Annotated in this window: 21 protein-coding genes and 2 pseudogenes; 6 read left to right on the forward strand and 17 right to left on the reverse strand. The window is 73.0% G+C overall.

Annotation, left to right across the window (positions count from 1 at the left end):
• Positions 1 to 39 precede the first annotated feature (39 nt).
• From O7603_RS14045 to O7603_RS14055, 3 genes are all read right to left on the reverse strand, one after another.
• Positions 40 to 354: a Uma2 family endonuclease gene (locus O7603_RS14045; protein ID WP_281576151.1), complete on the reverse strand. Its 315-nt coding sequence runs from the start codon at positions 352 to 354 to the stop codon at positions 40 to 42.
• Between the two features lie 87 nt (positions 355 to 441).
• Entirely contained in the window at positions 442 to 942 is a 501-nt protein-coding gene (locus tag O7603_RS14050; RefSeq protein ID WP_348651076.1) for a YcxB family protein, read from the reverse strand.
• Between the two features lie 79 nt (positions 943 to 1,021).
• Positions 1,022 to 1,570 carry a GNAT family N-acetyltransferase gene (locus O7603_RS14055; protein ID WP_281576153.1) on the reverse strand — a complete coding sequence of 183 codons (549 nt, stop codon included), beginning with the start codon at positions 1,568 to 1,570 and terminating at the stop codon, positions 1,022 to 1,024.
• A 51-nt stretch (positions 1,571 to 1,621) separates the two neighbouring features.
• Between O7603_RS14055 and O7603_RS14060 the strand changes: the two genes are divergently transcribed.
• Positions 1,622 to 2,467: a YhjD/YihY/BrkB family envelope integrity protein gene (locus O7603_RS14060; RefSeq protein WP_281576154.1), complete on the forward strand. Its 846-nt coding sequence runs from the start codon at positions 1,622 to 1,624 to the stop codon at positions 2,465 to 2,467.
• A 71-nt stretch (positions 2,468 to 2,538) separates the two neighbouring features.
• Here O7603_RS14060 and O7603_RS14065 read toward each other — a convergent pair whose 3' ends face one another.
• Both O7603_RS14065 and O7603_RS14070 read right to left on the reverse strand, forming a co-directional pair.
• Positions 2,539 to 3,702, reverse strand: coding sequence for an alkaline phosphatase PhoX (locus O7603_RS14065; RefSeq protein WP_281576155.1), 1,164 nt, complete (start codon positions 3,700 to 3,702; stop codon positions 2,539 to 2,541).
• Positions 3,703 to 3,773: 71 nt separating this feature from the next.
• Positions 3,774 to 5,972, reverse strand: a complete 2,199-nt coding sequence (locus tag O7603_RS14070; RefSeq protein WP_281576156.1) for an MMPL family transporter — start codon at positions 5,970 to 5,972, stop codon at positions 3,774 to 3,776.
• A gap of 194 nt (positions 5,973 to 6,166) precedes the next feature.
• Between O7603_RS14070 and O7603_RS14075 the strand changes: the two genes are divergently transcribed.
• A complete protein-coding gene (locus O7603_RS14075) occupies positions 6,167 to 7,762 on the forward strand; it encodes an NAD(P)/FAD-dependent oxidoreductase (RefSeq protein WP_281576157.1) in 1,596 nt (531 codons plus the stop codon).
• Between the two features lie 143 nt (positions 7,763 to 7,905).
• Here O7603_RS14075 and O7603_RS14080 read toward each other — a convergent pair whose 3' ends face one another.
• The 3 genes from O7603_RS14080 to O7603_RS14090 form a co-directional block, all read right to left on the reverse strand.
• Positions 7,906 to 8,526, reverse strand: coding sequence for a TMEM175 family protein (locus O7603_RS14080; RefSeq protein WP_281576698.1), 621 nt, complete (start codon positions 8,524 to 8,526; stop codon positions 7,906 to 7,908).
• Between the two features lie 179 nt (positions 8,527 to 8,705).
• Positions 8,706 to 10,286, reverse strand: coding sequence for a Rieske 2Fe-2S domain-containing protein (locus O7603_RS14085; RefSeq protein WP_281576158.1), 1,581 nt, complete (start codon positions 10,284 to 10,286; stop codon positions 8,706 to 8,708).
• 153 nt (positions 10,287 to 10,439) lie between these two features.
• Positions 10,440 to 11,306 carry a tetratricopeptide repeat protein gene (locus O7603_RS14090; protein ID WP_281576159.1) on the reverse strand — a complete coding sequence of 289 codons (867 nt, stop codon included), beginning with the start codon at positions 11,304 to 11,306 and terminating at the stop codon, positions 10,440 to 10,442.
• A 92-nt stretch (positions 11,307 to 11,398) separates the two neighbouring features.
• On the opposite strand from O7603_RS14090, the gene O7603_RS14095 reads away from it, so the two are divergent.
• Complete coding sequence (locus O7603_RS14095; RefSeq protein ID WP_281576160.1) at positions 11,399 to 11,623, forward strand: DUF2631 domain-containing protein; 225 nt, start codon at positions 11,399 to 11,401, stop codon at positions 11,621 to 11,623.
• A 104-nt stretch (positions 11,624 to 11,727) separates the two neighbouring features.
• On the opposite strand, the gene O7603_RS14100 is transcribed toward O7603_RS14095, so the two are convergent.
• The 8 genes and pseudogenes from O7603_RS14100 to O7603_RS14135 form a co-directional block, all read right to left on the reverse strand.
• Positions 11,728 to 12,867, reverse strand: a complete 1,140-nt coding sequence (locus O7603_RS14100; protein WP_281576161.1) for a DivIVA domain-containing protein — start codon at positions 12,865 to 12,867, stop codon at positions 11,728 to 11,730.
• 31 nt (positions 12,868 to 12,898) lie between these two features.
• Positions 12,899 to 14,050: a 23S rRNA (adenine(2503)-C(2))-methyltransferase RlmN gene (gene rlmN / locus O7603_RS14105; RefSeq protein WP_281576162.1), complete on the reverse strand. Its 1,152-nt coding sequence runs from the start codon at positions 14,048 to 14,050 to the stop codon at positions 12,899 to 12,901.
• Between the two features lie 104 nt (positions 14,051 to 14,154).
• Positions 14,155 to 15,684, reverse strand: a complete 1,530-nt coding sequence (locus O7603_RS14110) for a phosphatidate cytidylyltransferase (protein ID WP_281576163.1) — start codon at positions 15,682 to 15,684, stop codon at positions 14,155 to 14,157.
• 637 nt (positions 15,685 to 16,321) lie between these two features.
• Positions 16,322 to 16,879 (reverse strand): ribosome recycling factor, encoded by a 558-nt coding sequence (gene frr / locus O7603_RS14115; RefSeq protein ID WP_281576164.1) that lies wholly within the window; start codon positions 16,877 to 16,879, stop codon positions 16,322 to 16,324.
• 79 nt (positions 16,880 to 16,958) lie between these two features.
• Complete coding sequence (gene pyrH, locus O7603_RS14120; RefSeq protein ID WP_281576165.1) at positions 16,959 to 17,726, reverse strand: UMP kinase; 768 nt, start codon at positions 17,724 to 17,726, stop codon at positions 16,959 to 16,961.
• A gap of 155 nt (positions 17,727 to 17,881) precedes the next feature.
• On the reverse strand, positions 17,882 to 18,709 hold the full coding sequence (tsf, locus tag O7603_RS14125; RefSeq protein ID WP_281576166.1) for a translation elongation factor Ts: 828 nt from the start codon (positions 18,707 to 18,709) through the stop codon (positions 17,882 to 17,884).
• Between the two features lie 135 nt (positions 18,710 to 18,844).
• A complete protein-coding gene (gene rpsB / locus O7603_RS14130; RefSeq protein ID WP_281576167.1) occupies positions 18,845 to 19,690 on the reverse strand; it encodes a 30S ribosomal protein S2 in 846 nt (281 codons plus the stop codon).
• A 440-nt stretch (positions 19,691 to 20,130) separates the two neighbouring features.
• Positions 20,131 to 21,286: pseudogene (locus O7603_RS14135) on the reverse strand (hypothetical protein).
• Positions 21,287 to 21,477: 191 nt separating this feature from the next.
• Here O7603_RS14135 and O7603_RS14140 point away from each other — a divergent pair.
• Together O7603_RS14140 and O7603_RS14145 are read left to right on the forward strand one after the other, a co-directional pair.
• Positions 21,478 to 21,653, forward strand: a pseudogene (locus tag O7603_RS14140) (ATP-binding protein); the annotation flags it as partial.
• 437 nt (positions 21,654 to 22,090) lie between these two features.
• On the forward strand, positions 22,091 to 22,351 hold the full coding sequence (locus O7603_RS14145) for a hypothetical protein (RefSeq protein WP_281576169.1): 261 nt from the start codon (positions 22,091 to 22,093) through the stop codon (positions 22,349 to 22,351).
• 139 nt (positions 22,352 to 22,490) lie between these two features.
• On the opposite strand, the gene O7603_RS14150 is transcribed toward O7603_RS14145, so the two are convergent.
• Positions 22,491 to 23,075: a hypothetical protein gene (locus O7603_RS14150; RefSeq protein WP_281576170.1), complete on the reverse strand. Its 585-nt coding sequence runs from the start codon at positions 23,073 to 23,075 to the stop codon at positions 22,491 to 22,493.
• A gap of 261 nt (positions 23,076 to 23,336) precedes the next feature.
• On the opposite strand from O7603_RS14150, the gene O7603_RS14155 reads away from it, so the two are divergent.
• On the forward strand, positions 23,337 to 24,461 hold the full coding sequence (locus tag O7603_RS14155; protein ID WP_281576171.1) for a tyrosine recombinase XerC: 1,125 nt from the start codon (positions 23,337 to 23,339) through the stop codon (positions 24,459 to 24,461).
• Positions 24,462 to 24,485: the final 24 nt, after the last annotated feature.

The following is a 24,485-nucleotide window of genomic DNA, read 5'->3' on the forward strand; positions in this document are numbered from 1 at the left end:
CCATTCTTCCCCAGCGCCGCTGTGCGTCCGCTGGGAGCCTCAATTCTCGCCGTCGACCTGCGCCGGAGCGTTCTCCGGCTCGGCAGCCGCTTCGTCCAGCAGCTCGGCCGGGTCGATCGCGAACGCGAAGGGCTGCCGCATCTGGAACGGCCTGCCGGCCGCGGCGGCCACCGGCGGGTACTCCCCCTCGGTGAGCTCGGAGAGCGCGAGCGAGGGAACCCGGTTACGCAGGTCGACGCGGAGGAAGAAGGGCACGCCGGCGGCCGCGTACTCCCGCGGCCGGTCGATCACGTCCTTGCGCCGGTCGCCCGGTGACACGATCTCGCCGAGCAGCACCGCCTCCTCGATCGGCACCGCGTTTCGGCCCCCGCCGGACCTACGCTGCCCGCCCCGGCGCGCGCTGTCCGCGGGCCAGCCCCTCACCAGCCTGGTCAGTGCCGGTCAGCGGGCGAGCCCGTCCCTGGCCTGGCCGGAACCGGCCAGCGGGCCCCGCGCGCGGAGGAGGTCGAACAGCGCGTCCCGGTCCTGCGGGCTGAGGCCGGCGATGGGGACTGGGATGACCTGCTGGCGATTGATCTTGAGGAGCAGCTGGTCGGGGATCAGCTCGACCGTCTCCAGCGCCGGCCACCGGACCAGGCTCTCCATGATGTCCGAGACCATCCGCACACCCTCGTCGGAGACCTGCCAGTCGATCGGCCGCCCGTACGACTTCCAGCTCGATCGGACCGCGCTGCGCACCAGCACGGGCGGCAGGATCCAGAAGGCGACGGCCCCCAGCAGCCAGCCCGCCGCCGCCGACCACTCGTCGGTGAGTATCGCCGTCGCCGCCGGCAGGAGCAGGATGACGCCGCAGAGCCGGAACAGCCGCAGGCTCCGGCCGAGCGTGCGGCGCAACGCGGCAGCCAGCAGGCGCCGGTCCGGCTCGGTCCGGAAACTGATCATCACGGTCGCAGACGATACGACCGCCCGACGCTTTCCCGCTGCCCCGCACCCCAGGCTCGGCCCGGGCGACACCGGCCGGTCAGGCCGCCGGGCCGTCCAGCACGAACGTCTCCAACTCCTCACCCCCGTACCAGTCGGTGCGCCGCCCGACGTGGGTCATGCCGAGGCGGCGGCAGACCGCCATCGACGCCGCGTTCCCCGGCGACACGACGGCGAACACCCGCGGCGTGCCGGCGGCCAACTCCCGCGCGACCACCGCCCGGGCCGCCTCGGTGGCGTAGCCGTGCCCCCACGAGTCGGGATGCAGGTGCCAGCCGACCTCGATGTCCTCGGTCGGCACCCGCTCGTCGCGCCCGGGCAGCGGCTTGAGCAGCACGGTGCCGACGATCGTCCCGGTCCCGGACGCCTCGATCGCCCAGGTGCCGTACCGGTCGCCGTGGTCGGCGTGCCGTCGGCGCCACATCGACAGCCGCTCGCGCGCCTGGCCCGGTTCGGTGAGCGGCAGGCCGGGGGCGAACAACCAGCGGCTCACCTCCGGGCGCGAGTAGACCTCGTACAGCCGGGCCAGGTCGGCGGGGGCGTCGGTCCAGTCCCGGACGACGAGGCGCTCGGTGCGCAGGACGGTCATGGCTGGCGATCTTAATGAGTGGCCGAGACAGCGACGGGGAATGAGAGCGCGATGGGCAGCGGGTGGCAGCGGACGAGGCGGATCGTGGGCGCCGCGTTCCGGCCGGTGCGCGGTCGAGACCTCTCCCTGCACGCCGCCGCGATCACCTTCTACGGGGGGATCGCCGTGGTGCCGGTGGCGCTGCTGGCGATCTGGTTGACGTCGCTGGTGGCCGGGGCGGAGCGGGTCCGCCGGCTCACCGCGTACGCCGTGCGGACCCTGCCGGACGACATCGGCGCGCCCCACGCGGTGGCCGCGCTGGTCGACGCCGGGGTGGACCTGACCCCGGCGCTGGCGTTGGCCTCGGTGCTGCCGGCCTCGCTCTACGGCGAGGGGCTGCGCCGGGCGTTCGTCTCGGTCGCCCGGCCCCGTCCTCCGGACGAGTCCCTGGTGGGCTGGCGGGGCCGGCTGCTGCTGCTTCCGCTGCTGGCGCCGGCCCCGGCCCTGCTGCTGTCGATCCTGGTGGCCCTGCCGATCACGACCGGGCTGGTCCGCCGGGGCGGCTGGATCGGCGCGCTCGGGGTGGTGCTGTCGTTCCTGGGGGTGTGGCTGGTGCTCACCCCGGTGCTGCTCTGGGTCTTCCGCGTGGTCGGCCCGGCCTCCCCGGACTGGCTCTCCGCGCTCGCCGTCGGCTCGTTCACCGCGGCGAACCTCTCCGGGTTCCTGCACGGCTTCGTCCTCTTCGCCTCGCTCCCGATCGACCTGGGCGTGCCGTTCGGCGGCTTCGACGAGATCGGCGCCGGCGTCGCCGTGCTGCTCTGGCTCTACGTGTTCCACGTGATCGTGCTCAGCGGCTACTCCGCCACCCTGGCCCTGTCCGGCTGGCGGTACCGCCGCGCCCTCACGAACCAGCGTTGATCAAGAGGTCTGCGTCAGGGACGGCTCCACAGGTGACGCAAACCTCTTGATCAACGCCGCCCCCCGTCGGGTCAGCGGCGGAACGGGCCGGTGACCTCGTAGGTGATGCCGCCGATGCCGGTCCGGTCGCCGCTGGTGCCGCGCTGGGACGAGAAGTAGAGGCGGGAACCGTCCGGGGAGAACGCCGGGCCGGTGATCTCCGAGGAGGACTGCCCGAGGATCCGCAGGAACGGACTGACCACCCCGGCCGGCGTGATGACGTTGATCTCCATGTTGCCGCCGTCCTCGGCCACGTAGAGGTCACCGCCGGCGGTGCCGGTGATGTTGTCCACCCCGGTCAGCGGCGCGGCGCCGGGCGGCACCAGCGAGTCGTCGTACGCCAGGTCGAGGCGCTGGTTGACCGCGTCGTACGCCCAGACCCGGTTGTCGCCCTTCGTGGTGAACCAGCAGGTGCCCCGGTCGTACCAGCACCCCTCGCCGCCGTCGAAGTGCTTCGCCGCGCCCACCTGCCAGCGGGTGAAGATCGGGAAGCCGTCCCGGTCCGGGATGTCCCGCCAGGTCACCGGGCCGGCCATCTGGTCGGCCGGGGCGCAGAGCACCTGCACCTTCCCGGTCCGCAGGTCACCCCAGGTGTCCGGGACGAACCGGTAGAAGCAGCCGTCCTCCTCGTCCTCGGTCAGGTAGACCACCCGGCGATCCGGGTCGCAGGCGGCGGCCTCGTGGGTGAACCGGCCCATCCGAGTCCGCTCCTCGCCGGAGCGGCTGCCGTCCGGCCAGGTCTCGAAGACCCGCCCGAGCGGCACCTCCTCACAGGAGAGCCAAGTGCCCCACGGGGTGGCGCCGCCGGCGCAGTTGACGTTGGTGCCGCCGAGGATCCGGTAGGCCGCGGCGATCGCGCCGTCCGCGTTGAAGCGCACGGCCGACGCGCCGCCGATCAGCGGCACCTCCGAGTTGGAGACGTAGATCCAGCCGGTGCCGGCGGGGAAGCAGGCCCCGCCGTCCGGCGCCGGGTGCCAGAGGTACGAGGTGCCGGCGACGCGCTGCCCGGAGCGGGCGATCACCCGGCTGGTGAAGCCGGCGGGCAGTTGCAGGCCGTTGCCGTCGGCGGCGAGCAGGTCCCCGTACGGGCCGGGGCCGGGCTGGGCGGGGGCGGCCAGCGCGGCGCCGGCCCAGAGGCTGCCGGAGAAGGCGGCGGCGCCGACGGCGGCGGAACGCAGGACGGTACGACGGTCCATCGAGGAGACCTCCCGGAAGCGTGGGTCGATGCCCCGTCGAGGCTAGGGTCCGGGGGCATCGACAGCAGCCACTATCCGGTGAACGCGGAGTGACGGGTCTCCTCGGCCGCCCGGCCGGCCGATTCGCGCAGCCCGTAGCGGCGGTACACCCGACCGAGCGGGCCCGGCGCCCACCAGTTCCACCGGCCGAGCAGCCGCATGGTGGCCGGCACCAGCAGCGCCCGGACCAGCGTCGCGTCCACCACGATCGCCACGATCATGCCGACGCCGATCAGCTTGATGTACGCCATCCCGCCGGTGGCGAAGCCGGCCACCACGACGATCAGCAGCAGCGCGGCCGCAGTGATGATCCGCCCGGTGTGTTGCAGCCCGGCGGCCACCGCGGCGGTGTTGTCCCCGATGCGGTCCCACTCCTCGCGGACCCGGGAGAGCAGGAACACCTCGTAGTCGGTGGCCAGGCCGAAGAGCACCGCCAGCATGAGGATCGGGTTGCTCGGCTCGATGAACCCGGTCGGGGTGAAGCCGAGCAGGTCGGCGAGATGCCCGTCCTGGAAGATCCAGACCACCACGCCGAAGGACGCGCCGATGGAGAGCAGGTTCATCAGCACCGCCTTGACCGGCAGCACCACCGAGCCGAATGCCAGGAAGAGCAGCAGCAGGGTCGCGGCGGCCATCAGCAGCGCCATCCACGGCAACCGCGCGCCGAGGCTGTCCAGCAGGTCCCGGTCGGCGCCGGGACGGCCGCCGACCAGCACCTCCGCGCCGGTCGGTGCGGGCAGGGCACGCACCGCCCGGACCACGCCCTGGGCCACGTCGCCGGTCGGCTCACCCGGGTACGTCACGGTGAGCAGCGTGGACTCGCCCCGGTTGGCGGCAACGCCCACCCCGGTCACGCCGGGCACCTGGGCGATCCGGTCGGCGAACGGACGCACCGCGGCAGCCGGCGCACCGGAGATCAGCACCTCGACCGGGGCGATCGTGCCACCGGGGAACTCCGCGGCGATCCGCTCGGAGACCACCCGCGGCTCGGCGCCCGCCGGGAGCACCCGCTCGTCGAAGCCGCCGAAGGTGATCCGCAGGAACGGCAGCGCCAGCACCGCCAGCAGCAGCGCGACCGCGACCAGGTACCGCACCGGACGACGCATCACGCTGCGCGCGATCCGGGCCCAGGCGCCGCCCTCCGCGGCCGCCGCCGGCCGCCCACCCGCCGTCCGCCGCCGCCACGGCAGCGGTACGCGCACCGCGTCGATCCGCGGGCCGAGCACCGCCAGCAGGGCCGGCAGCACGGTCAGCGCCGCGAGCATGGCGACCAGCACGGCGGCCATCCCGCCGAGGCCCATGGAGCGCAGGAACGGCTGCGGGAAGATGAGCAGACTCGCCATGGCGAGCGCGATGGTGAGGCCGGAGACCAGCACGGTGCGGCCCGCGGTGGCCATGGTGTGGCGGATGGCGTCGGCGGTGCCGTGGCCGGCCGCCAACTCCTCACGGAACCGGCTGACGACGAACAGCGCGTAGTCGACCGCCATGCCGAGGCCGATCAGCGTGATCACGTTGATCGCGAAGATCGAGACGTCGGTGAACAGGTTGACCAGCCGGACCGCGACGAAGGCGCCGAGGATGGCCAGCCCACCGATCAGCAGCGGCGTGGACGCGGCGACCAGTCCACCGAAGATCAGCACGAGCAGCACCAGCAGCACCGGCATCGAGATCAGTTCGGCGCGGGTGATGTCCTCGGTGGTCCGGGTGTTCGCCTCCTCCAGGAAGGGCACGTTGCCGCCGGCCTGCGTGCGCACCCCGGGGGTGTCCAGCGCCGGGCGCAGCGCCCGGTAGGCGGCGGTCTTGCCGTCCTCGTCCGTCGGCCGCAGCTGCACCAGCGCGTACGTCGCCCGCCGGTCGCCGGCGAGCAGCGCGGGCGCCCTTGTGTCGTACCAGGTGGTCACCGTGGTCACCTCGGGCCGCTCGCGCAGCCGCGCCACCGTCGCGGCGACCGGGTCACGGAACGCCGGCTGGTCGGCGGTGGCGGTGTCGCTGGACCAGAGCACGATCACGTCGGCTCCCTGCGGCCCCAGCTCGGCGCTGATCCGCTCGTGGGCCCGGGTGGACTCGCTCGCCGGGTCGTCGTAGCCGCCCCCGGTCAGCTGGCCGAAGACCCCGGCGCCCCAGGTCGCGCCGATGACCGCCAACAGCACCGCACCGGCCAGCACGGCCCATCGCAGCCGCACCACCGTCCGCCCCCACCACCCGAACACCCGGACCCCTCCCGTCCCCACTCCCAGGCATGGTCCCCCACCCCACCCACCTCCGCTCCCCCCTCCCCGCGCCCGTTTCCCCGGTTGATCATGAGGTTTGCGGCGGATTCGATCTCCATTCCTGCCGCAAACCTCATGATCAACGGGGTGAAGGGGCTGGGGTGGTGGGTTGGTGGGGGTGTGGGGAGGGGGTGTGGGGGCTAGGCTGCGGCGGCATGAGCAGCGAACTTCCCGCCCGTGCTGACGTCGTGATCGTCGGGGCCGGGCACAACGGCCTGGTCTCCGCCGTCCTGCTGGCCCGCGCCGGGCTCGACGTGCTGGTGCTGGAGGCGGCCGACGTGATCGGTGGCGCGACCCGCACCGAGAACCCGTTCCCGAAGGTGCCCGGGCTGCGCCACTCCACCGGCTCGTACCTGCTCGGGCTGATGCCGCCGGAGCTGCTCGCCACGCTCGACGTCCGGATCCCGGTGGTACGCCGTGACCCGCACTACTTCCTGCCCACCCCGGGCGGGCTCGGCTCGCCGTACCTGCTGTTCGGCAGCGACACGGCCGCCACCCGGGCGCAGCTCGCCGACTTCTTCTCCCCCGCCGACGTGGCCGCCGACGACGCTCTCCAGGCCGAGCTGGCCGCGCTGCGCGAGGACCTGGCGCCGGGCTGGCTCGCCGAGCCGCTGCCGGTGGAGGAGACCGCCGACCGGTACGTCCGCCCCGCGCTGCGGCAGGTCTTCGTCGACCTGGTCCGCGGCTCGGTCGCCGACTACCTGGCCCGGTTCGAGTTCCGCTCCGAGCTGCTGGTCAGCATGTACGCGGTCACCGACGGGCTCTCCGGGCTGAACGCCGGCCCGGACGACCCCGGCACCGGACACAACTTCCTGGTGCACAACATGTGCCGGCTGCCCGGCTCCGGCGGCACCTGGATGATCGCCGAGGGCGGCATGGGCACGGTGTCCCGTACCTTCGCCGAGGCCGCCCGGGCCGCCGGGGCGCGGATCCTCACCGACGCGGCGGTCCGCGAGATCACTCTGGACGGCGGCGCGGCGAGCGGCGTGGTCCTCGCCGACGGCCGCGAGGTGGCCGCGCGGGTGGTGCTCGGGGCGTGTGATCCGTACCGATTGATGGACCTGCTGCCCGACGGCGCGCTCCCGGCGCCGCTCGGCGAGCGGATGGCGGCGGTCCGCCGCACCGGCAGCACGCTCAAGCTCAACCTGGCGCTGACCGGGCTGCCCCGCTTCTCCTGCCTGCCGGCGGACGCGCCGAGCCCGTTCGGCTCCACCATCCACCTGCTGCCCGGGTCGGCGTCGCTGGTCGGCGGGGACGCCACCTCGCCGATGGCCGCGCTGCGTGCCATGTGGGCGGACGTGCGGGCCGGGCGGCTGCCGGACGAGCCGACCATCGAGTGGTACCTGCACACGACGGTCGATCCGACGCTCTCGGACGGCGAGGGACATCACTCGTCCGCGCTGTTCGTCCAGTCGGTGCCGTACGACCTGGCGGGCACGACGTGGGACGCGGCGCTGCCCGGGTACGTCGAGAAGCTGATCGCCATCTGCGAGCGGTACGCGCCCGGCACCGGCGACCTGATCGCCGACGCGGTGCCGCTGCCCCCGCCGGGCATCGAGGCGCACTTCGGCATCACCGGTGGGCACATCCACCACGTGGACAACACGGTCTCGTTCACCGACCGGATGCCCTACGCCACCGGCGTCGACGGCGTGTACGCGGGCAGCGCCGGCTGCCACCCGGCCGGCAGCGTGATCGGCGCCGCCGGCCACAACGCCGCCCAGCGCATCCTCGCCGACCTGAACCACTGACCCACCACCCCGCCTCCCCCTCCCACCCGCCCACCCGTCCCCCGCACCCGAACCCGGATCCGCCCGTTGATCATGAAGTTGTTGCCCGCCGGCGCGGCGTGTCAGGGCAACAACTTCATGATCAACCAGGAGGCGGGGTCGGGTCAGCGGGCGGAGGACGGAAGGTCGCCGGGGCCGCGGATCAGGTAGAGGCCGACCAGCAACAGGTAGAGGCCGAGACTGAGGATCGGGTCGACGAAGACGAAGGCGAACGCGACCAGGTAGAGCACCGGGCCCAGCAGGAACCGCCGGGCCACCGCCCGGGCCAGCCGCGGATCCAGGTCCGGGTTCAGCAGCCGCCTCCGCCGGGCCCACCACCAGCTCAGGTTGAAGAAGAGCGCCTCGCCGAGCACCGCGCCCACGTAGAGCGCGGCGGTCAGCCGCTGGTCGGCGGGGGTGCCCCGCAGGTTGTCGGCCAGCAGGTCGGCGGTGAACGGGATGACCGCCACGAAGAGCAGCAGCACCAGGTTGAACACCAGCAGCAGCTGGTCGACCCGGACCACGTACCGCCACATGTTGTGGTGGGTGAGCCACACCTGGCCCACGATGGCGAAGGTGATGACGTACGCCAGGTAGGCCGGCCACTCGTGCATGAGCGCCCGCGGCAGGCCCGACCCGTCGGTACGGGCCGGGCCGAGCTGGAGCAGGTCGACCGACATCAGCGTGAGCACGATCGCGAAGACGGCGTCGCTGAACGCCTCCACCCGGGACGCGTCGCGGGCCATCTCCCGGTCCCGCCCGTACCGGTACCCCGACTCGTCGTCGCTCTCGGTCACGCCCCGCCCCCGTCGACACCACCTCGATCATCGAGTCGTGGTGCCCGGTTCGGGGCGGAAAGCGGGTTTCGTCACCCTGCACGACCGCGCTACCGACGCCGTCCCGCAGGGGCGCGGGGGTCGGGAGGTCAGCTGGCGGCCTCACCGGCGGGGGCGGGGGTGTCGGCGTCGGCGCGGTGCGCCCGGATCTTGTGCCCCACGCTGGTCAGGCAGCGGCCGCTGGCCAGGTCGAACCGCCAGCCGTGCAGCTGGCAGGTGAGCTGGTCGCCCTCGACGATGCCGAACCGGCTCAGGTCCGCCTTGAGGTGCGGGCAGCGGCGCTGCACGACCCAGTCGCCCAGGGTGATGTCCTCGGCGTCGACGGCGCGCTCGTGCTCGTCGTACCAGCCCTCGGCGTACTGGAGCCGCTCCTCTGAGAGGCACTTGAAGAAGGCGTAGACGAACTCGTTGTACTGGCCGATCCGCGCGGCCGAGAACCGGCAGGAGAGGAAGAGCGAGTTGACCCAGTCCACCTCGCCGCTGTGCAGCAACTGCTCGATCAGCGCTTGCTCGGTGCGGAACCGGTAGCGCACCTTCTCGTCCGCGTACGGCCGGACCTCCTTGCCCGGGAAGTCCACCACGATCGACTCGACGCTGTCACCGTCGTAGCCGACCAGGTCGAAGCGGACCGGCCCGCCGACGCCCTTCGCCAGGTAGATCGACTCGTCCAGCAGCGGCTCGATCCGGCGCTTCATCTCGCCGAGCACGTCCACCTCGGGGTGCCGCCAGGACGCCTTCTCCGCCTCGATGATCGGGCGCTTGCGCTCGCGCATCTCCTCGAGGTGGGCGACCTTGTTCGCGAAGAACTCCTCCACCGGCACGGGGTGGGTGGTGGTCGCGCCCTCCGTGGTGACCTCCGCGACGCTGCCGGGCAGCAGCACGATGCCGTTGGTGCCGCCGACCTTCGCGTACTCGGCCAGGAAGACCGACTGGTCGGGGAAGATGTTCCCCTCGTCGCCGAAGATGTCGTTGAACTGCCAGAGCTCGTCGTCCAGGAAGCAGGGCGGGCCGGCGATCGGGAAGACGTGCGAGGCCTTCAGGTCGTCGATGTAGCGCCAGGTGCGGTCGAACTGCCGGTCCCGCTTCTGCTTGCCGAACGCGGTCTTGGCCGACTGGGGCAGCTCGTAGACCATCGGGTACCAGATCGCGCCGGAGAACTGGAGCAGGTGCGCGTGCACGTGCCCCAACTCGGCGAAGACGCTCAGGTCGGTGGGGCGGGCGTCGTTCTGGTTGAGCAGCCGGACGCCGTCGTACTCCACCCAGAGCGACGAGTCGCCGATCGGGCCGTCGGTCGGGCTGGTCAGCGCCTGGATCATGATCTTCAGGCCGCCGGGCAGCTCCACCACCTGCTCGTTCGGCGCCTTGAGGAACTTGGTGAAGCCCAGCGCCCGGAACTCGTCCTCCATCTCCGAGGTCGGGAACTCCGGGAGCAGCACCGTCGCGTCCTTCGACACGTACTGCTTCAGGTGCTTCGCGTCGAAGTGGTCCCGGTGCAGGTGGGAGACGTACAGGTAGTCGACCTGGCCGAGCGACTCCCAGTCGAGCAGGGAGTTGTCCGGAAACGGGAACCAGGAGGCGAAGTAGGCCGGATTGACCCACGGGTCGCACAGGATGCTGCCCGCGGCAGTGTCGATCCGCATGCTGGCGTGCCCGGTACCGGTCACTCGCACCGCATTTCCCCCTCAAAAGACGTATCAAGGTGTACGTCAAACGCTACCGGAGTCACTGTGGCCGCCGGTCCGCGACGCCGGTAGTGCCGTTCCCCCCGGGTCGGACCGGGCCCTTCGGCCCGGACTCGCCGTGTCGAGCCGGCACGGTCGCGCTCAGTCGGCCGGCGTCGGCGCCCAGCCGCGGCTGCCGGGCGCCTCGGCCCGCCAGCGCTCCAGCAGCACGGGCACCTCGTGCGGGGGCGCGGCCAGGCTCATCCGCTGCTCCCCGGCGACCCCGTGTCGCGGATCCTGACTGACCTGGCCCTCGCTGCAACAGGCGCAGATGATCTCGTGACTGCTCCACGACTCGGCGCCGTACTCGCGCTCCTCGAACAGCGCCACCAGGGCGTGCACGTCCTCGACGGTCGCCGCCGCGATCGACACGGTGGTGGTGGGCAGCTCCGAGGCCCGCCAGAGCAGCAACTCGTCGAAGACGGAGAAGGTCCGCCCGTCGACCACCCGTTCGCCGTTCGGCGCGCCGTCGTGCACCACGATCTCGCCGAACCGGCGCCCCGATCCAGGGGTCGGCACGTTGAGCACCCGCGCCCGGGTCGGGCAGAGCCGGCGAGCCCACACCACCTCCGCACGCCCGCCCGGATCCAGCCGGATTGGGGTGACGCCGAAGTCCGCGACGATCTCCCCCTCGCCGTCCGGAACCGGGATGCCGAAGCCCTGCCAGGCATCGCGGGCGGTGGCCCAGTCCCCCATGATCGTGGCGGCGATGCCGAGGTTCCAGAACGCCGGATCCTGGGTTCCACGCTCGGCCCGCGCCGCGGCCTCCCGGCCCAGTTCGTACGCTTTGGCCCAGTTCCGCAGGAACTTGTGCGCCAGGGCCGCGTCGTACCACCAGACCGCCGCCTCCGGATGATCCGGCTGCCGGCGGACAAGCCGCTCGAGCACCTCCCCGGCGACCGGCCAGTCCTGCGCGTCCCACGCCTCGTACGCCCGCTTCAGCAGGTCCCGATCGCCGGTGCCGGACATGTGCTGACTCCCATCCGGTCGGACCCTGCGCCGAGCCCGGCACGGGGCGTGCCAGACTAACCGGAGATCCGATCGCGAGGGAAGGACCGACAGTGGCAGGAAGCGAGCCGGTAACCGCGCCAGATCAGCACAAGCCCGGACACCGCAAGTCGGGACGGATCGGGGCGGTGCTCTCGGCGGCGGTATTGGTGCTCATGGCGTTCTGGGGCAACCACGAGGGCCAGGTCGAGGACATCTGGCTGATCGCCGGAGCCGTGGTGCTGCTGGCCATCGTGATCGGCGACGCGGTGCTGCGGCGCAACGGCCTGCGCTCCTGACCCGGGCGCCGGCGCGCCGCAACCGTCCCGCGCCGGACAAACGACCACGCACGAGGGCCCGCTCCCCGGCCGGGGAGCGGGCCCTCGTCGTACGCGTCGCGGCCTCAGCGGCCGAAGAGGATGTCCTGCACGTCCTTGAGCGCGGCGTCCACCTCGGCCTCGAAGTAGCCGCCCGGCACCAGGCCGAAGCGCAGCGTGTCCAGGTCCTTCGGGTTGACCGGCATCTGATTGCGGCCGGCCATCCCGCCGAGCAGGCTCTCGAAGAAGCGGTCGACCTGGTCCGGGTCGTACCCGCTGCCGAAGCGGCGCACCTGGAAGCTGCGGCGGATCTGGTCGACCCGGTAGAGGTCGCTGCCGGGCGGGCCGGCCATCGGGGGGCCGCCCATCGGCGGACCGCCGACCGGCGGGCCGGGCACCGCGGGCGGGCCGCCCATCGGCGGGCCGCCGAGCCCCTGCTGCGGCATCGGCGGGCCCTGCGGGCCGCGGCGCATGTCCCGCGGGTCCCGCTCGGGCATCCGGATCTCGGCCGTCATGTCGGAGCGGGCGCGCCGGCCGGCCTCGAAGCCGTCGAAGCGCTGCTCGTCCTGCCCGTAGCGCTGCTCGTCCTGCCCGTAGCGCTGGTCGTCCTGGCCGTAGCCGCCCGGGCCCGGTGGCAGGCCGCGCTGCGGGCCGGCCGGGCCGCCCATCGGGGCACCCGGACCCATCGGCATGCCGGGGCCCGGGCCGGGGCCACCGGGGCCACCGGGGCCACCGGGGCCACGCGGAGCGTCGTAGCCGCCGCGCGGGCCGTCGTACCCGCCGGCGAAGGCGCCGGTGGGCTCGTCGTAGCGGCCGCCATAGCGGTCGGCGGGCGGGCCGGCCTGGGCCGGCATCGGCCGGGGCGGCAGCGGCTGCGGGACCGGCGACAGGCCGCGGTCGTCGCGCATCGGTGGCGCCATCCGGTCCGGCGGGCCCATCCGGTCACCGAGCCGGGGGTCGCCACCGCGCCCGGCGGCGGCGCCGCGCTCCTCCAGCTCGGCCAGCTGGCGCTCGACCCGGTCGAGGTGCAGGTCGACCTGCCACTCGTCGTAGCCGTTGAACCGGACCCGGAAGACGACGTCGTGGACCTCCTGGGAGGCCACGGGCGCGCCGACCGGCTGACCGGCGAGTGTCGCCTCCACCCGGTCGAGGAAGGCGTCCACCTCGTCGACCTTGTATCCCCGGCGAAGCGCCTTCCGCCGGAAACGCTGACCCTGACTCGCCACTATGTCTCCTGGTCTCGTTCGCCACGCCCGGTCACGCCGGTGCCACTCCGGCGCGGTCGGTATCCATGTCCTCCGCGGCGGCGAGCTGCCCACACGCGCCGTCGATCTCGCGCCCCCGGGTGTCCCGCACCGTGGTGGACACCCCGGCGTCGCGCAAGCGCCGGACGAACTCCCGCTCGACCGGCTTCGGGCTCGCATCCCAGCGGCTGCCCGGCGTCGGGTTGAGCGGAATGAGGTTCACATGGGCCAACTTGCCGGCCAGCAGCCGACCGAGCAGGTCAGCTCGCCACGGCTGGTCGTTCACGTTCTTGATCATTGCGTACTCGATCGACACACGCCGTCCCGTCCGGGCCGCGTAGTCCCACGCTGCGTCCAGCACCTCGGCTACCTTCCAGCGCTGGTTGACCGGCACGAGTTCGTCGCGCAGATCATCATCGGGGGCGTGCAACGACAACGCAAGAGTCACTGAGAGGTCTTCGCTGGCCAGTCGGCGGATGGCCGGAACCAGGCCGACCGTGGAAACGGTGATGTGCCGCTGGGACAGCCCGAGGCCCTCCGGTGCCGGGGCGACCAGCCGGCGGATAGCCGCGATCACCCGGGAGTAGTTGGCCAGCGGCTCGCCCATGCCCATGAACACCACGTGCGACAGGCGGGCCGGGGACCCCGCCACCGCCCCGGAGGCGGCCACCCCGGCCAGATAGACCGCCTGGTCCACGATCTCGGCGGTCGAGAGGTTGCGGGTCAGCCCGGCCTGGCCGGTGGCGCAGAACGGGCAGGCCATGCCGCAGCCGGCCTGGCTGGAGATGCAGACGGTGACCCGGTCCGGATAGCCCATCAGCACGCTCTCGACCAGCGAGCCGTCGTGCAGTCGCCACAGCGCCTTGCGGGTGGCGCCGTCGTCGCAGGCCAACTCGCGGACCGGGCTGAGCAGCGGGGGCAGCAGCCGGTCGGCCAGCCGCTCCCGGGTGGCGGCCGGCAGGTCGGTCATCAGCTGCGGGTCACGGACCAGCCGGCCGAAGTAGTGCGTGGAGACCTGCTTCGCGCGGAACGCGGGCTCGCCCAGCTCCGACATCAACGCCTGGCGGCCGGCCAGGTCGAGGTCGGCGAGGTGTTGCGGGGGCATGGCGGCCCGGCGCGCGGCGGGGGCGCCCGGGGCGACGGGGATCAGGGGCAGGCTCGTCATGGCGGGTCCAGTCTGTCACGCCGAACGGCGGACGCACCTGTCCGGATGTGCCGAACCGACCCCGACCCTCCGGTCGAGGTGACGGTGCCGGCGTGACCCACGTCTCAGCCCGCCACCGGTACGACGACCGCCAGCAGCAGATACGCGGCCGGCACCGCGAAGAGGACCGAGTCCAGCCGGTCCATCAACCCGCCGTGCCCGGGCAGCAGGTTGCTCATGTCCTTCACGCCGAGATCCCGCTTGATCATGGACTCGCCGAGATCGCCGAGGACCGCGGCGCCGGAGACGACGACCCCGAACAGCGCGCCCCACCAGGGGGCCACGTCGAACATCTGCCAGATCAGCACGGCGCTGCCGAGCGCCGCCGCGGTGACCGAACCGGCGAAGCCCTCCCAGGACTTCTTCGGGCTCACCGACGGCGCCATCGGGTGCTTGCCGAAGGCGACGCCGGCGGCGTACCCGCCGGTGTCGGAGAGCACCACCGCGACCAGGGTGGCCAGGATCCGCCACTCGCCGTCGTCGGGCGCCGCCGCCAGCAGCGCGGCGAACCCGCCGAGGAACGGCACGTAGACCGCGATCAGGGTGGACGCGGTGAGGTCGCGCTGGTAGCCGCCCGGCCCGTCGCCCAACCGCCAGATCATCGTGCCCAGCACGGTGACCAGCAGGCCCAGACTGAGCGCGTCCGGCCCGGCGTACCAGGCCAGCCCGACGGTGAGCGCGCCACCGGCCACCAGCGGCACCAGCGGCGGGTGGGCGCCGCTGCGGCGGACCGCGCGGGCCATCTCCCAGACGCCCACGCACACCGCGGCGATGATCACCGCGAGGAACGCCGGCCGGAAGAAGAAGAGCGGGACCAGGATCAGCGCCCCGAGGCCTAACCCGACGCCGATGGCGGCGGGAAGGTTACGCCCGGCGCGGCCCGTCGGCTGCTGCGTGGCGGGGCGGTCGATGCTGGCCCGCCGCCGGCCCGGCTGTCGCCGGCCCGGGGGGCGCTCCGCCTCGGTCACCGTGTCCTGGGTGAGGTCGACCCGCACCGGCTCCAACTGGGCGGTCGGGTACCCGGAGTCGTCGTCGTACCGGACCGGACCCGCGCCCACCGGCCCGTCGTACCGGTCGTGGCGAGGGTCGTCGGCGTACCGGTCGTACCGCTCGTCGGGGTCACGGTCGTAGCGCTCGCGGTCGTAACGCTCGTCCGGACGGCGGTCGTCCGGCCGCCGGTCGTAACGCTCGTCCGGGTGGCCGTCGTGGCGCTCGTCCGGGTGGCGGTCGTCCCGAGGGCGACCCCGATCCGGGTACGGTCCGGGGCGGCGAGGATCGCCGTGCTGCTCAGGCCCACCGCGGTACGGGTACGGGTTGGCCGGGTACCGGCGGCCGTCGTCGTACGAGTCCGGCGGGTAGTGGCCACCTCGGTCGTCGTACGGGTCGGGCGGGTACGGGCCACCGCGGTCGCCGTACGGGTCAGCGGACGGGCGGGGTTGGGTCCTCGGCTCGGCGTACAGCTCCGGGCCGGCGCTCGGGTGCCGCGTCCACGGCCCCGGTTCGACCTCGGGCTCCGGCCAGGGCAGGGCCGCCGGCCGGTCCGGTCGGTCCCAGCCGCGGGGCTCGGTGCTGCCGTAGGGGTCGGGGTGGGACATCACGCACCGCGACGGCGCACGAGTACCACCACATGACGCAAGACCACAAGCATCCCCTACACACGCGACTGTTGTTGCGGGTTGACCGGCCCGACGGCCGATCGATCCCCGGTGTTCACCGGCCGGTGACCGGGAATCCTGCCGAGCCTACTGCACCCGCCGTTCCAGCACGGCGGACGATGCGTCCACCGGGGCCACCGGCCCGTTCCCGGTGGCCCTCGGAGCTGATCAACAACACGGGGCCCACATGGCGGTGTCCGGTGGAGCCGGACACCGCCATGTGGGCGACACGGTGTCGATCAGCCTGGGCGACCGCCGGGTCTGACCCGTGCCGCCGAGAGTCCGGCCTGGTGAGGCCTGCTCGTCGGCGGACCCGCACAGCGCGAGGCCCGCCCCGGGTGGGGGCGGGCCTCGCGGCACGATCGGCGACCGTCGGGCGGGGGGTCAAATCCGCGGTCCGCGTGGTACGACCGCGGCGGCCAGCGGGACCAGGCCAGCCAGGCGGCCCGTGAACCAGCCCCGGCCGACGCCGTCCGGCCGGTCGGGGCGATCCCGGCCGACGCCGTCCTTGGCCGGTCAAGGCGGCCCCGGCCGACGCCGTCCCGGCCGGTCGAGGCGGTCCCGGCCGGTCGGCCGCTCAGACCTCGAGCAGCTCGGTCTCCTTGTGCTTGATGAGCTCGTCGACGTTCCCCACGAAACGCTGGGTAAGGTCGTCGAGCTCCTTCTCGGCGCGGCGGCCCTCGTCCTCGCCGGCCTCGCCGTCCTTGACGATCCGGTCCAGCTCCTCCTTGCCGCGGCGGCGGATGTTGCGGATCGCCACCTTGGCCTCCTCACCCTTGTGCCGGGCGACCTTGATCATGTCGCGGCGACGCTCCTCGGTCATCTGCGGGAGCAGGATGCGCAGCTGGTTGCCCTCGTTGTTCGGGTTCACGCCGAGGTCCGAGTCGCGGATCGCCTTCTCCATGGCGTTGATCTGCGACGCGTCGTACGGCTTGATGATGGCCATCCGCGGCTCGGGGATCGCGACGGACGCCATCTGGGTCAGCGGCGTGGGCGTGCCGTAGTAGTCGATGATGACCTTGGAGAACATGGCCGGCGTGGCGCGGCCGGTCCGGATCGCGCCGAACTCCTCCTTGGCGTGCTCGATCGCACGCTCCATCTTCTCCTCGGCCTCGAGGAGGGTGTCGTCGATCACCGGTCTCCTCGCCTCCTTCTGTGCTCGTGGTGGGCTCTGCTGTGTGTCGGAGGACCGCTGCGGTCGCCGTGGCGACCGCTCAGGCGGTGATCAGGGTGCCGATCTTGTCGCCACCGACGGCGCGGACGATGGTGTCGTCTCCCTGCGCGCCGAATACCAGCATCGGCAGGCCGTTCTCCATGCAGAGGCTGAACGCCGCCGCGTCCGCGACCCGCAGGTTGCGGCGCAGCACCTCGGAGAAGGTGATCGAGTCGAACTTGCTGGCGGTGGGGTCGACCCGGGGGTCGGCGGTGTAGACGCCGTCCACGCCGTTCTTGCTCATCAGCACCACGTCGGCGCGGATCTCCAGCGCCCGCTGCGCGGCGACGGTGTCGGTGGAGAAGTACGGCATGCCGGCGCCGGCGCCGAAGATGACGACCCGACCCTTCTCCAGGTGCCGGATGGCGCGCAGCGGGATGTACGGCTCGGCGACCTGGGCCATGGTGATCGCGCTCTGCACCCGGGTCTCGATGCCCTCCTTCTCCAGGAAGTCCTGGAGCGCGAGGCAGTTCATCACGGTGCCGAGCATGCCCATGTAGTCGGCCCGGGCCCGGTCCATGCCGCGCTTCTGCAGCTCGGCGCCGCGGAAGAAGTTGCCGCCGCCGACCACCACCGACACCTGCACGCCCCGGCGCACCACGGTCGCGATCTGGCGGGCGATGGCCTGTACGACGTCCGGGTCCACGCCGATCGCGCCGCCACCGAAGACCTCGCCGGAGAGCTTCAGCACCACCCGGCGAGCCCGGCCGGGCGGCGGGGCGGTCGGATCGTCCACCGCCAGCGTCCGGTCACTCACAACCTGCGTCATCCGCCCCGCCCTCTCCCACGCCGGCGCCCCGTGCGCCGCGTACCGCGAACCTGCCGCTGCCGACCCTATGGGACGAGGAGGCCGCGGTGTCTGTCACGTACACCAGCGACCTCCTCGTCGACGTTTCCTGCACCGGGCGTGCGCCCGGTGGCGGCTCAGGCCTGGCCGACCTCGAACCGCACGAAGCGGGTGACGTCGATGCCGGCCTCGGCCAGCACCTGCTTCACCGACTTCTTGTTGTCGGTGACCGACGCCTGCTCGATCAGGACGTAGTCCTTGAAGAAGGCGTTCACCCGGCCCTCGACGATCTTCGGCAGGGCCGCCTCGGGCTTGTTCTCCTCGCGGGCGGTCTGCTCGGCGATGCGCCGCTCGGACTCGACGACCTCGGCCGGGACCTCGTCGCGGGAGAGGTACTTCGGCCGCATCGCGGCGATCTGCATGGCGACGCCACGGGCGTCGGCGTCGCCGGCCTCGTCGGTCTTGCCGGCGTACTGCACCAGCACGCCGACCGCCGGGGGCAGGTCCTGGGCCTTGCGGTGCAGGTAGACGGCGGTGGTGCCGTCGAGCTTGGCGAACCGGTTGAGGACCAGCTTCTCGCCGATCTTGGCCGACTGCTCCTGGATCAGGTCCGCGACGCTCTTGCCGTCCAGCTCGCTGGCGAGCAGCTCCTCGGCGTTGTTCACACCGATGCGCGCGCCGTGCTCGACCAACTGCTGAGCCAGCGCGATGAACGACTCGGTCTTGGCGACGAAGTCGGTCTCGCAGTTCAGCTCGAGCAGCGCCTGGCCGGAGTGCGCGACGAGACCGTTGGCGGCGGTGCGACCGGCCCGCTTGCCGACGTCCTTGGCGCCCTTGACGCGCAGGATCTCGACGGCCTTGTCGAAGTCGCCCTCGGCCTCGGTCAGCGCCTTCTTGCTGTCCATCATGCCGGCGCCGGTGAGGTCGCGGAGCTTCTTGACGTCCGCGGCGGTGAATTGGGACATGGCTCTCTCTTCGGTGTTGAGTCGGCGTGTGGATGGTCAGAGGTGCCGGTTACCCGGATCCCGGCCGGATGTGCCCGGCCGAGCCGCCGCTGTCCGCCGTCCGTCAAAACGGACGGCGGGGCAGCGACCGTACGGTCACTCCGCGGCAGCGGTCGCCGGCTGCTCGGCCGGCTGCTCCTGCTGCTCGTCGGCCTTCTTGGGCTCCTCCAGCAGCTCGCGCTCCCACTCGGCCAGCGGCTCGTCGGAGGCGACACCCGGCTCCGGCTTCTCGTCGGTGCCACGGCGGCGGCCGGACCGGGCGATCAGACCGTCCGCGACGGCGGCCGCGACGACCTTGGTCAGCAGCTCGGCCGAGCGGATCGCGTCGTCGTTGCCCGGGATCGGGAAGTCGACCTCGTCCGGGTCGCAGTTGGTGTCGAGCACCGCGATCACCGGGATGCCCAGCTTGCGGGCCTCGTCGACGGCGATGTGCTCCTTCTTGGTGTCGACCACCCAGATCGCAGCCGGAAGCTTCTGCATGTCCCGCAGACCACCGAGGGTCTTGGTCAGCTTCTCCTTCTCGCGGGAGAGCTGCAGGGTCTCCTTCTTGGTGTAGCCGGCGGCGGTGCCGCTCAGGTCACCGAGGGCCTCCAGCTCCTTCATCCGCTGCAGCCGCTTGTACACGGTCTGGAAGTTGGTCAGCATGCCACCCAGCCAGCGGTGGTTTACGTACGGCTGACCGACCCGCGTCGCCTGCTCGGAGATCGCCTCCTGGGCCTGCTTCTTGGTGCCGACGAAGAGAATGCTGCCGCCCTCGGCGACGGTGCCGCGCACGAAGCCGTACGCCTTCTCGATGTAGTCGAGGGTCTGGCGCAGGTCGATGATGTAGATACCGTTGCGCTCGGTGAAGATGAAGCGCTTCATCTTCGGGTTCCAGCGACGGGTCTGGTGCCCGAAGTGGACACCGCTTTCCAGCAGCTGGCGCATGGTCACGACGGCCATGGTGGGTACTCCTTGCGATCCCTGGTTGTCACGCCCGACCGGCGGCCGGGCGTCCTGGCGCCCGGTCGCCGGCCATGACGGACCCGACCAAGATCGGGACCAGGGAGGCCGCCGCCCCACGACTGTTCGTGGAGAGGGCGCGCGAGGTCGACCGCGCAAGGCGGTCGCCAGTCGACCAGTGTACGCCCCTTCCCTGCCCCGCAGCCTCCGGGTGCGCCGCCCGCCCCGCTCCCCGGAGCGGCAGCGTCGACCGGGCGGCGCAGCCCAGCGGTAGTCGGCGCAGCCCTTCGGGGGGCCCAGCCCCGGGGCCGGCGGCTCGGCCAGCGCGCCGGCGGCCCGCAGCCGGGTCAGCGGCCCAGCCGGGTCCGCGGCCCAGCCCGCGGCGAGCGCCTCCACTGGCGGCTGGGCCGCTCCGTTGGCAGCTGAGCGGGTCAGGCGGCTCAGCCGGCGGCGAGCGCGGCGGCCACGAACAGCACCAGGGCGACGGTCAGGTAGGCCGTCGGTGGGCGTAACCACCCGCGGCCCCCCTCGGCCAGGGACAATCCGCCCGTTCGGAGCCCGTACAGACCGACTGCGAAGATCGGCAACCCGACGACCAGGAAGGTCCCCGCGACCACGTTCCCGGCCGAGACCGGGTCGCCGGTCACGCCGTTGGCCAGCAGGCGCAGCGCGGGGAACTCGAAGACCAGGGCCAGCACCGCGAACAGCACCGCCAGGGCCGGCCGGCGAGTCCGGTAGACCCCGTCCCCGCCCGCCGGGCGAGCCGGGTCCGGCGCACCGCCCGACAGGTACGGCGGCTGATCGCCCCGCGGCCCGACCGGAGGCATCGGTCCGGTCGGCATCTCCAGCGGGTGGGGCGGCTCGCCGCCCCGCTGGCCGTCCACGATCGGGTAGCCGCCCAGCGGGCCGGGTCGGGTCGGCTCGGCCCCCACAGGCACGGCGGGCGTCGCCGCCGCGGCGGGCGTCCCCGCCGCGACATCCTGACCGGAGCCCCCGGCGAGGTCGGATGCGGCCCGCCGAGCGGTCCGCTCCCCAGTCAGGTCGCCGGACGCGCTCGCCGGGTCCGGTTCCGCACGTCGAGCGCGGCTCGTCCGGTATCCGCCCAGGTCCGACGGGTCGCCGGGCGCCGGGCCGACCGCCGTGAAGCGCGCCGAGTCGTCCACCGCCGCGCCGACCGGCGGGAAGCGTCCCGAGCCGTCCGTCGTCGGGCCGACGGCTCCCAACCGTCCTGATCCGTCCACCGCGCCAAACCGACCCGAGTCGTCCACCGTGCTGAACCGTCCCGGCTCGTCCACCGTGCCGAACCGGCCCGAGTCGTCCACGGCGCCGAACCGTCCGGGCTCGACGTCGGCCGTGCCGAAGCGCGCCGGGTCGCGGTAGGCGGCCGCGTCGCCGTAGCGGGTCTCGTCGGCGGAGCCACGCTGCTCCGGCGCGCGGAACTCCTCGTCCCGGCGAGGCGCCTCGTCCGTGCCGCGCCACTCCGACCCGTAGCCGCGTCCAGCCTCGCCGGGATACCAGCGCGACTCCTGATCTTCGGGAAAGCTCCGTCGTCCGTCCACGTCCGGCACCGTATGCGACCGGCCCGAACGACGCCATCTCGGCCCAGAAGACCGTCCCCCACTCACCAGCACGCCCGACGCGCACTGCCGCGGGTGCCCGGCGCCGGCCAACGGACCTGACCTCAGTTGCTCATGAGGCTTGCGGCGAAGTTGATCTCAAATCCCGCTGCAAACCTCATGATCAACCGGGGACGCTTCCGGCGCGGGTGGGTGTGTGGGGTGGGCGGGTTGAGGGACGACGCGAAGGTGCTCTGCGTCGGCCTGGTCGGGGCGACCGGACACCTAATCGAGGTGGAGGCCGACCTGGCCGCCGGGGCTCTCGGCGATGGTGATCCCCGGCCTGCCGGACACCGCGTTGCACGAGGGCCCGGGACCGGGTCCGGGCGGCCGCGGTCAACTCGGGTGAGCGCTGACAGAACCACCGAATCACGACCTGGCGGATGCGGGTCGGGGTGACGCGCTCGCAGGGCTGATCGGCGCGGCGGATCCGGCTGAGGCGTGGCAGGCGCTCGACCTTCACCGACGGCGTGCGGTGATCGACACCCTGATGACGGTCACGATCAACCGGACCCGGAAGGGCCGGCCGCGGGGGTGGACGCCGGGTAGTTCGTACTTCGATCCGGCCACTGTCGAGATCGCTTGGAAGGCCTGAGCCGGTCACGCCCCCGGGGGTAGTGGATCTTTCTTGCTAAACTTTTCTGACGTCGAACCAGGTGCCGGGGAGGCTCATCCGCAACCGGGTCATCGCGGCGGGCACCGTCGGGACCGTGGTGGTGGAGGCGTCGGCCCGCAACGGCGCCAGGCAGACCGCACCGGGCCCTCGCGATCGAGCACCCCGACGATGGCCGTGCCGGGTCCGGTCACCTCGGCGATGTCGGTCGGCACGCACGAGCTGCTCCGGGAGTACCCGAAGGCCCGCCTCGTGACCGGGGTGGCACATGTGCTGGAGGAGGTGGGCCGGATCGACGCCGACCTGGCACCGCCGGCACGCGGACCGGACCGGCTCACCGACGCGCTCGACGACGACGCCCGGTCGGCGCTGGAGACGATGCCTTGTCGCGGCGCGGGGGCGTGGAGCGGCCGGCCTCCCGGGCCGGCGTGAACGCCCGTACGGCGTTGCGGAAGCTGTCCCTGTTCGAGGAGCTGACCATGGTGGTCCGCCGCGAGGGACGGCTACGCCCTGAAGCCCGTGTCCCGGCCGTCCCGCGCAGCGCCGACACCCGCCGGCTCCGTCGACCCGGTCACGGAGCCGGACGCTCGCCCCTGAGGTGGGGGAGCACCTGCTCCTCCCAGATCGCGAGGTCGTGCAGGACGGCCCGGCTCTCCGGATCCGCGCTGGTGAGGTGCGGGCGCAGTGCCCGCACCGAGGTGACCAGGCCCGCTGCCCGCCACAGTCGACGCATCTCATCCGGGTCCAGCTCACGCCAGCGCGGCGCCATCTCCACCGCCTCGGCCGCCGACATCGGCAGGGCGGCCCGGAACGCGGCGAGGGCGACCCTGGGGTCCCGCAACGGCACGGCCGGTTCGGCCGGCACGTGGTCGAGCACGACGGCGGTCAGCAAGATCCGCCGGACGGCCGCCTCACGCGCGTCGATGCCGTCGGCGCGCAGCGTGCGGTCGAGGACGATGTCGTACGCGGCGGAGCACGCCGCCAGCTCCCCCGCTGCAACGTCGGGCGCCCGCTGGGTGAGCCGCATGGTGAACACCTTCAGCACGCCCAGCCACTCGTTGCCCGTCCACCGCACGTCGCCCGGCTCCGGCGAGCGCAGCCAGGTGACGAGGCCCGACAGGTCGAGCCTCGTCACCTCCAGCCAGTCAGCGGTCACCGGGCCACACCGTTCGAGGGAGAATTCTCGCATCGCGAGCACCAATGCCTGTCGGGCCATAGTGGATCGTGCGCCGGGGGATGGCGACTGAAACAGGTGCGGACTGTGGCAACCACGGCACACGCGGGCTGCGAGCACCCTGGTCGCGGTCCGGATCAACCTACCGCGCGCCGCACCTGCCCGTACGCTGAGCCGTGATCGCACGACCCCGGATCGCGGCGGGCGGGCGGTGGGAGCAGGAGCATCGACGGCGAGGTGGCGATGAGCGGGAACGGCCGCGGCACCCGGACCACCCACGAGGCTCTGCCCGCCGAGATGCGGGAGGCCGTGGACGCCTTCGCCGCGCACCTGTCCCAGGTGGGGAACCGCTCCGCACATACCATCCGGGCGTACGTCGCCGACATGGTCTCGCTGCTCGACCACGCGACGCGGATGGGCTGCGCGGTCACGGCCGACCTCGATCTGACCGTGCTGCGCAGCTGGCTGGCCCGGCAGCGGACCACGGGTGCGGCCCGCTCCACCCTGTCCCGCCGCGCCGCCTCGGCGCGCACCTTCAGCGCCTGGGCGCACCGGTCCGGGCTGTTGCCCGCCGACGTGGCCGCCCCGCTGACCAGTCCCCGGGCGCACCGCGAGCTGCCCACCGTCCTCCGCCCCGAGCAGGCCGTCGCGCTGGTCGAGGCACCTGGTCGCGCCGGCGCCGTCTCGGCCGCGGGGACCGGCGCCTCCCCTGCCGAATGGGCTGCCGGCTCGCCACCGGAACCCCAGCCGGGCGGGCCGCGGCCCGAGGGCCGGCCGGGACCGGACGGCAGCCCCGAACCGGACGGCAGCCCCGGACCGAACGGCAGCCCCGGATCGGATGCCTTGCCGGGGCCCGAGGCCGATCCGGTGCTGCTGCGTGACCGGCTTCTGTTGGAGCTGCTCTACGGCACCGGAGTGCGGATCAGTGAGGCGTGCGGCCTGGACACCGCCGACGTCGACCAGGGCCGGCGGGTGGTCCGGGTGTTCGGCAAGGGCGGCCGGGAACGCACCGTGCCGTACGGGGTGCCGGCGCAGCGGGCGCTGGACGACTGGGTACGTCACGGCCGGCCGGCGTTGACCGGGCCGGGCTCTGGGGACGCGCTGCTGCTCGGCGCTCGGGGCGGTCGGCTCAATCCGACCACCGCCCGCCGCATCGTGAGCGGTTACGCCGACGCCGTCGGGCTGCCCCGGACCAGCCCGCACGGGCTGCGCCACTCGGCCGCCACCCACCTGCTGGAGGGCGGCGCGGACCTGCGCGCGGTGCAGGAGTTGCTGGGGCACTCCTCGCTGGCCAGCACGCAGATCTACACGCACGTCTCGGTCGAGCGGCTCCGCGCCGCCTACCGCCAGGCCCACCCCCGGGCCTGATCGAGAACGCCCCGCCACCGCCAG

This window comes from Micromonospora sp. WMMD812, assembly GCF_027497215.1.
Classification (GTDB): Bacteria; Actinomycetota; Actinomycetes; order Mycobacteriales; family Micromonosporaceae; genus Micromonospora.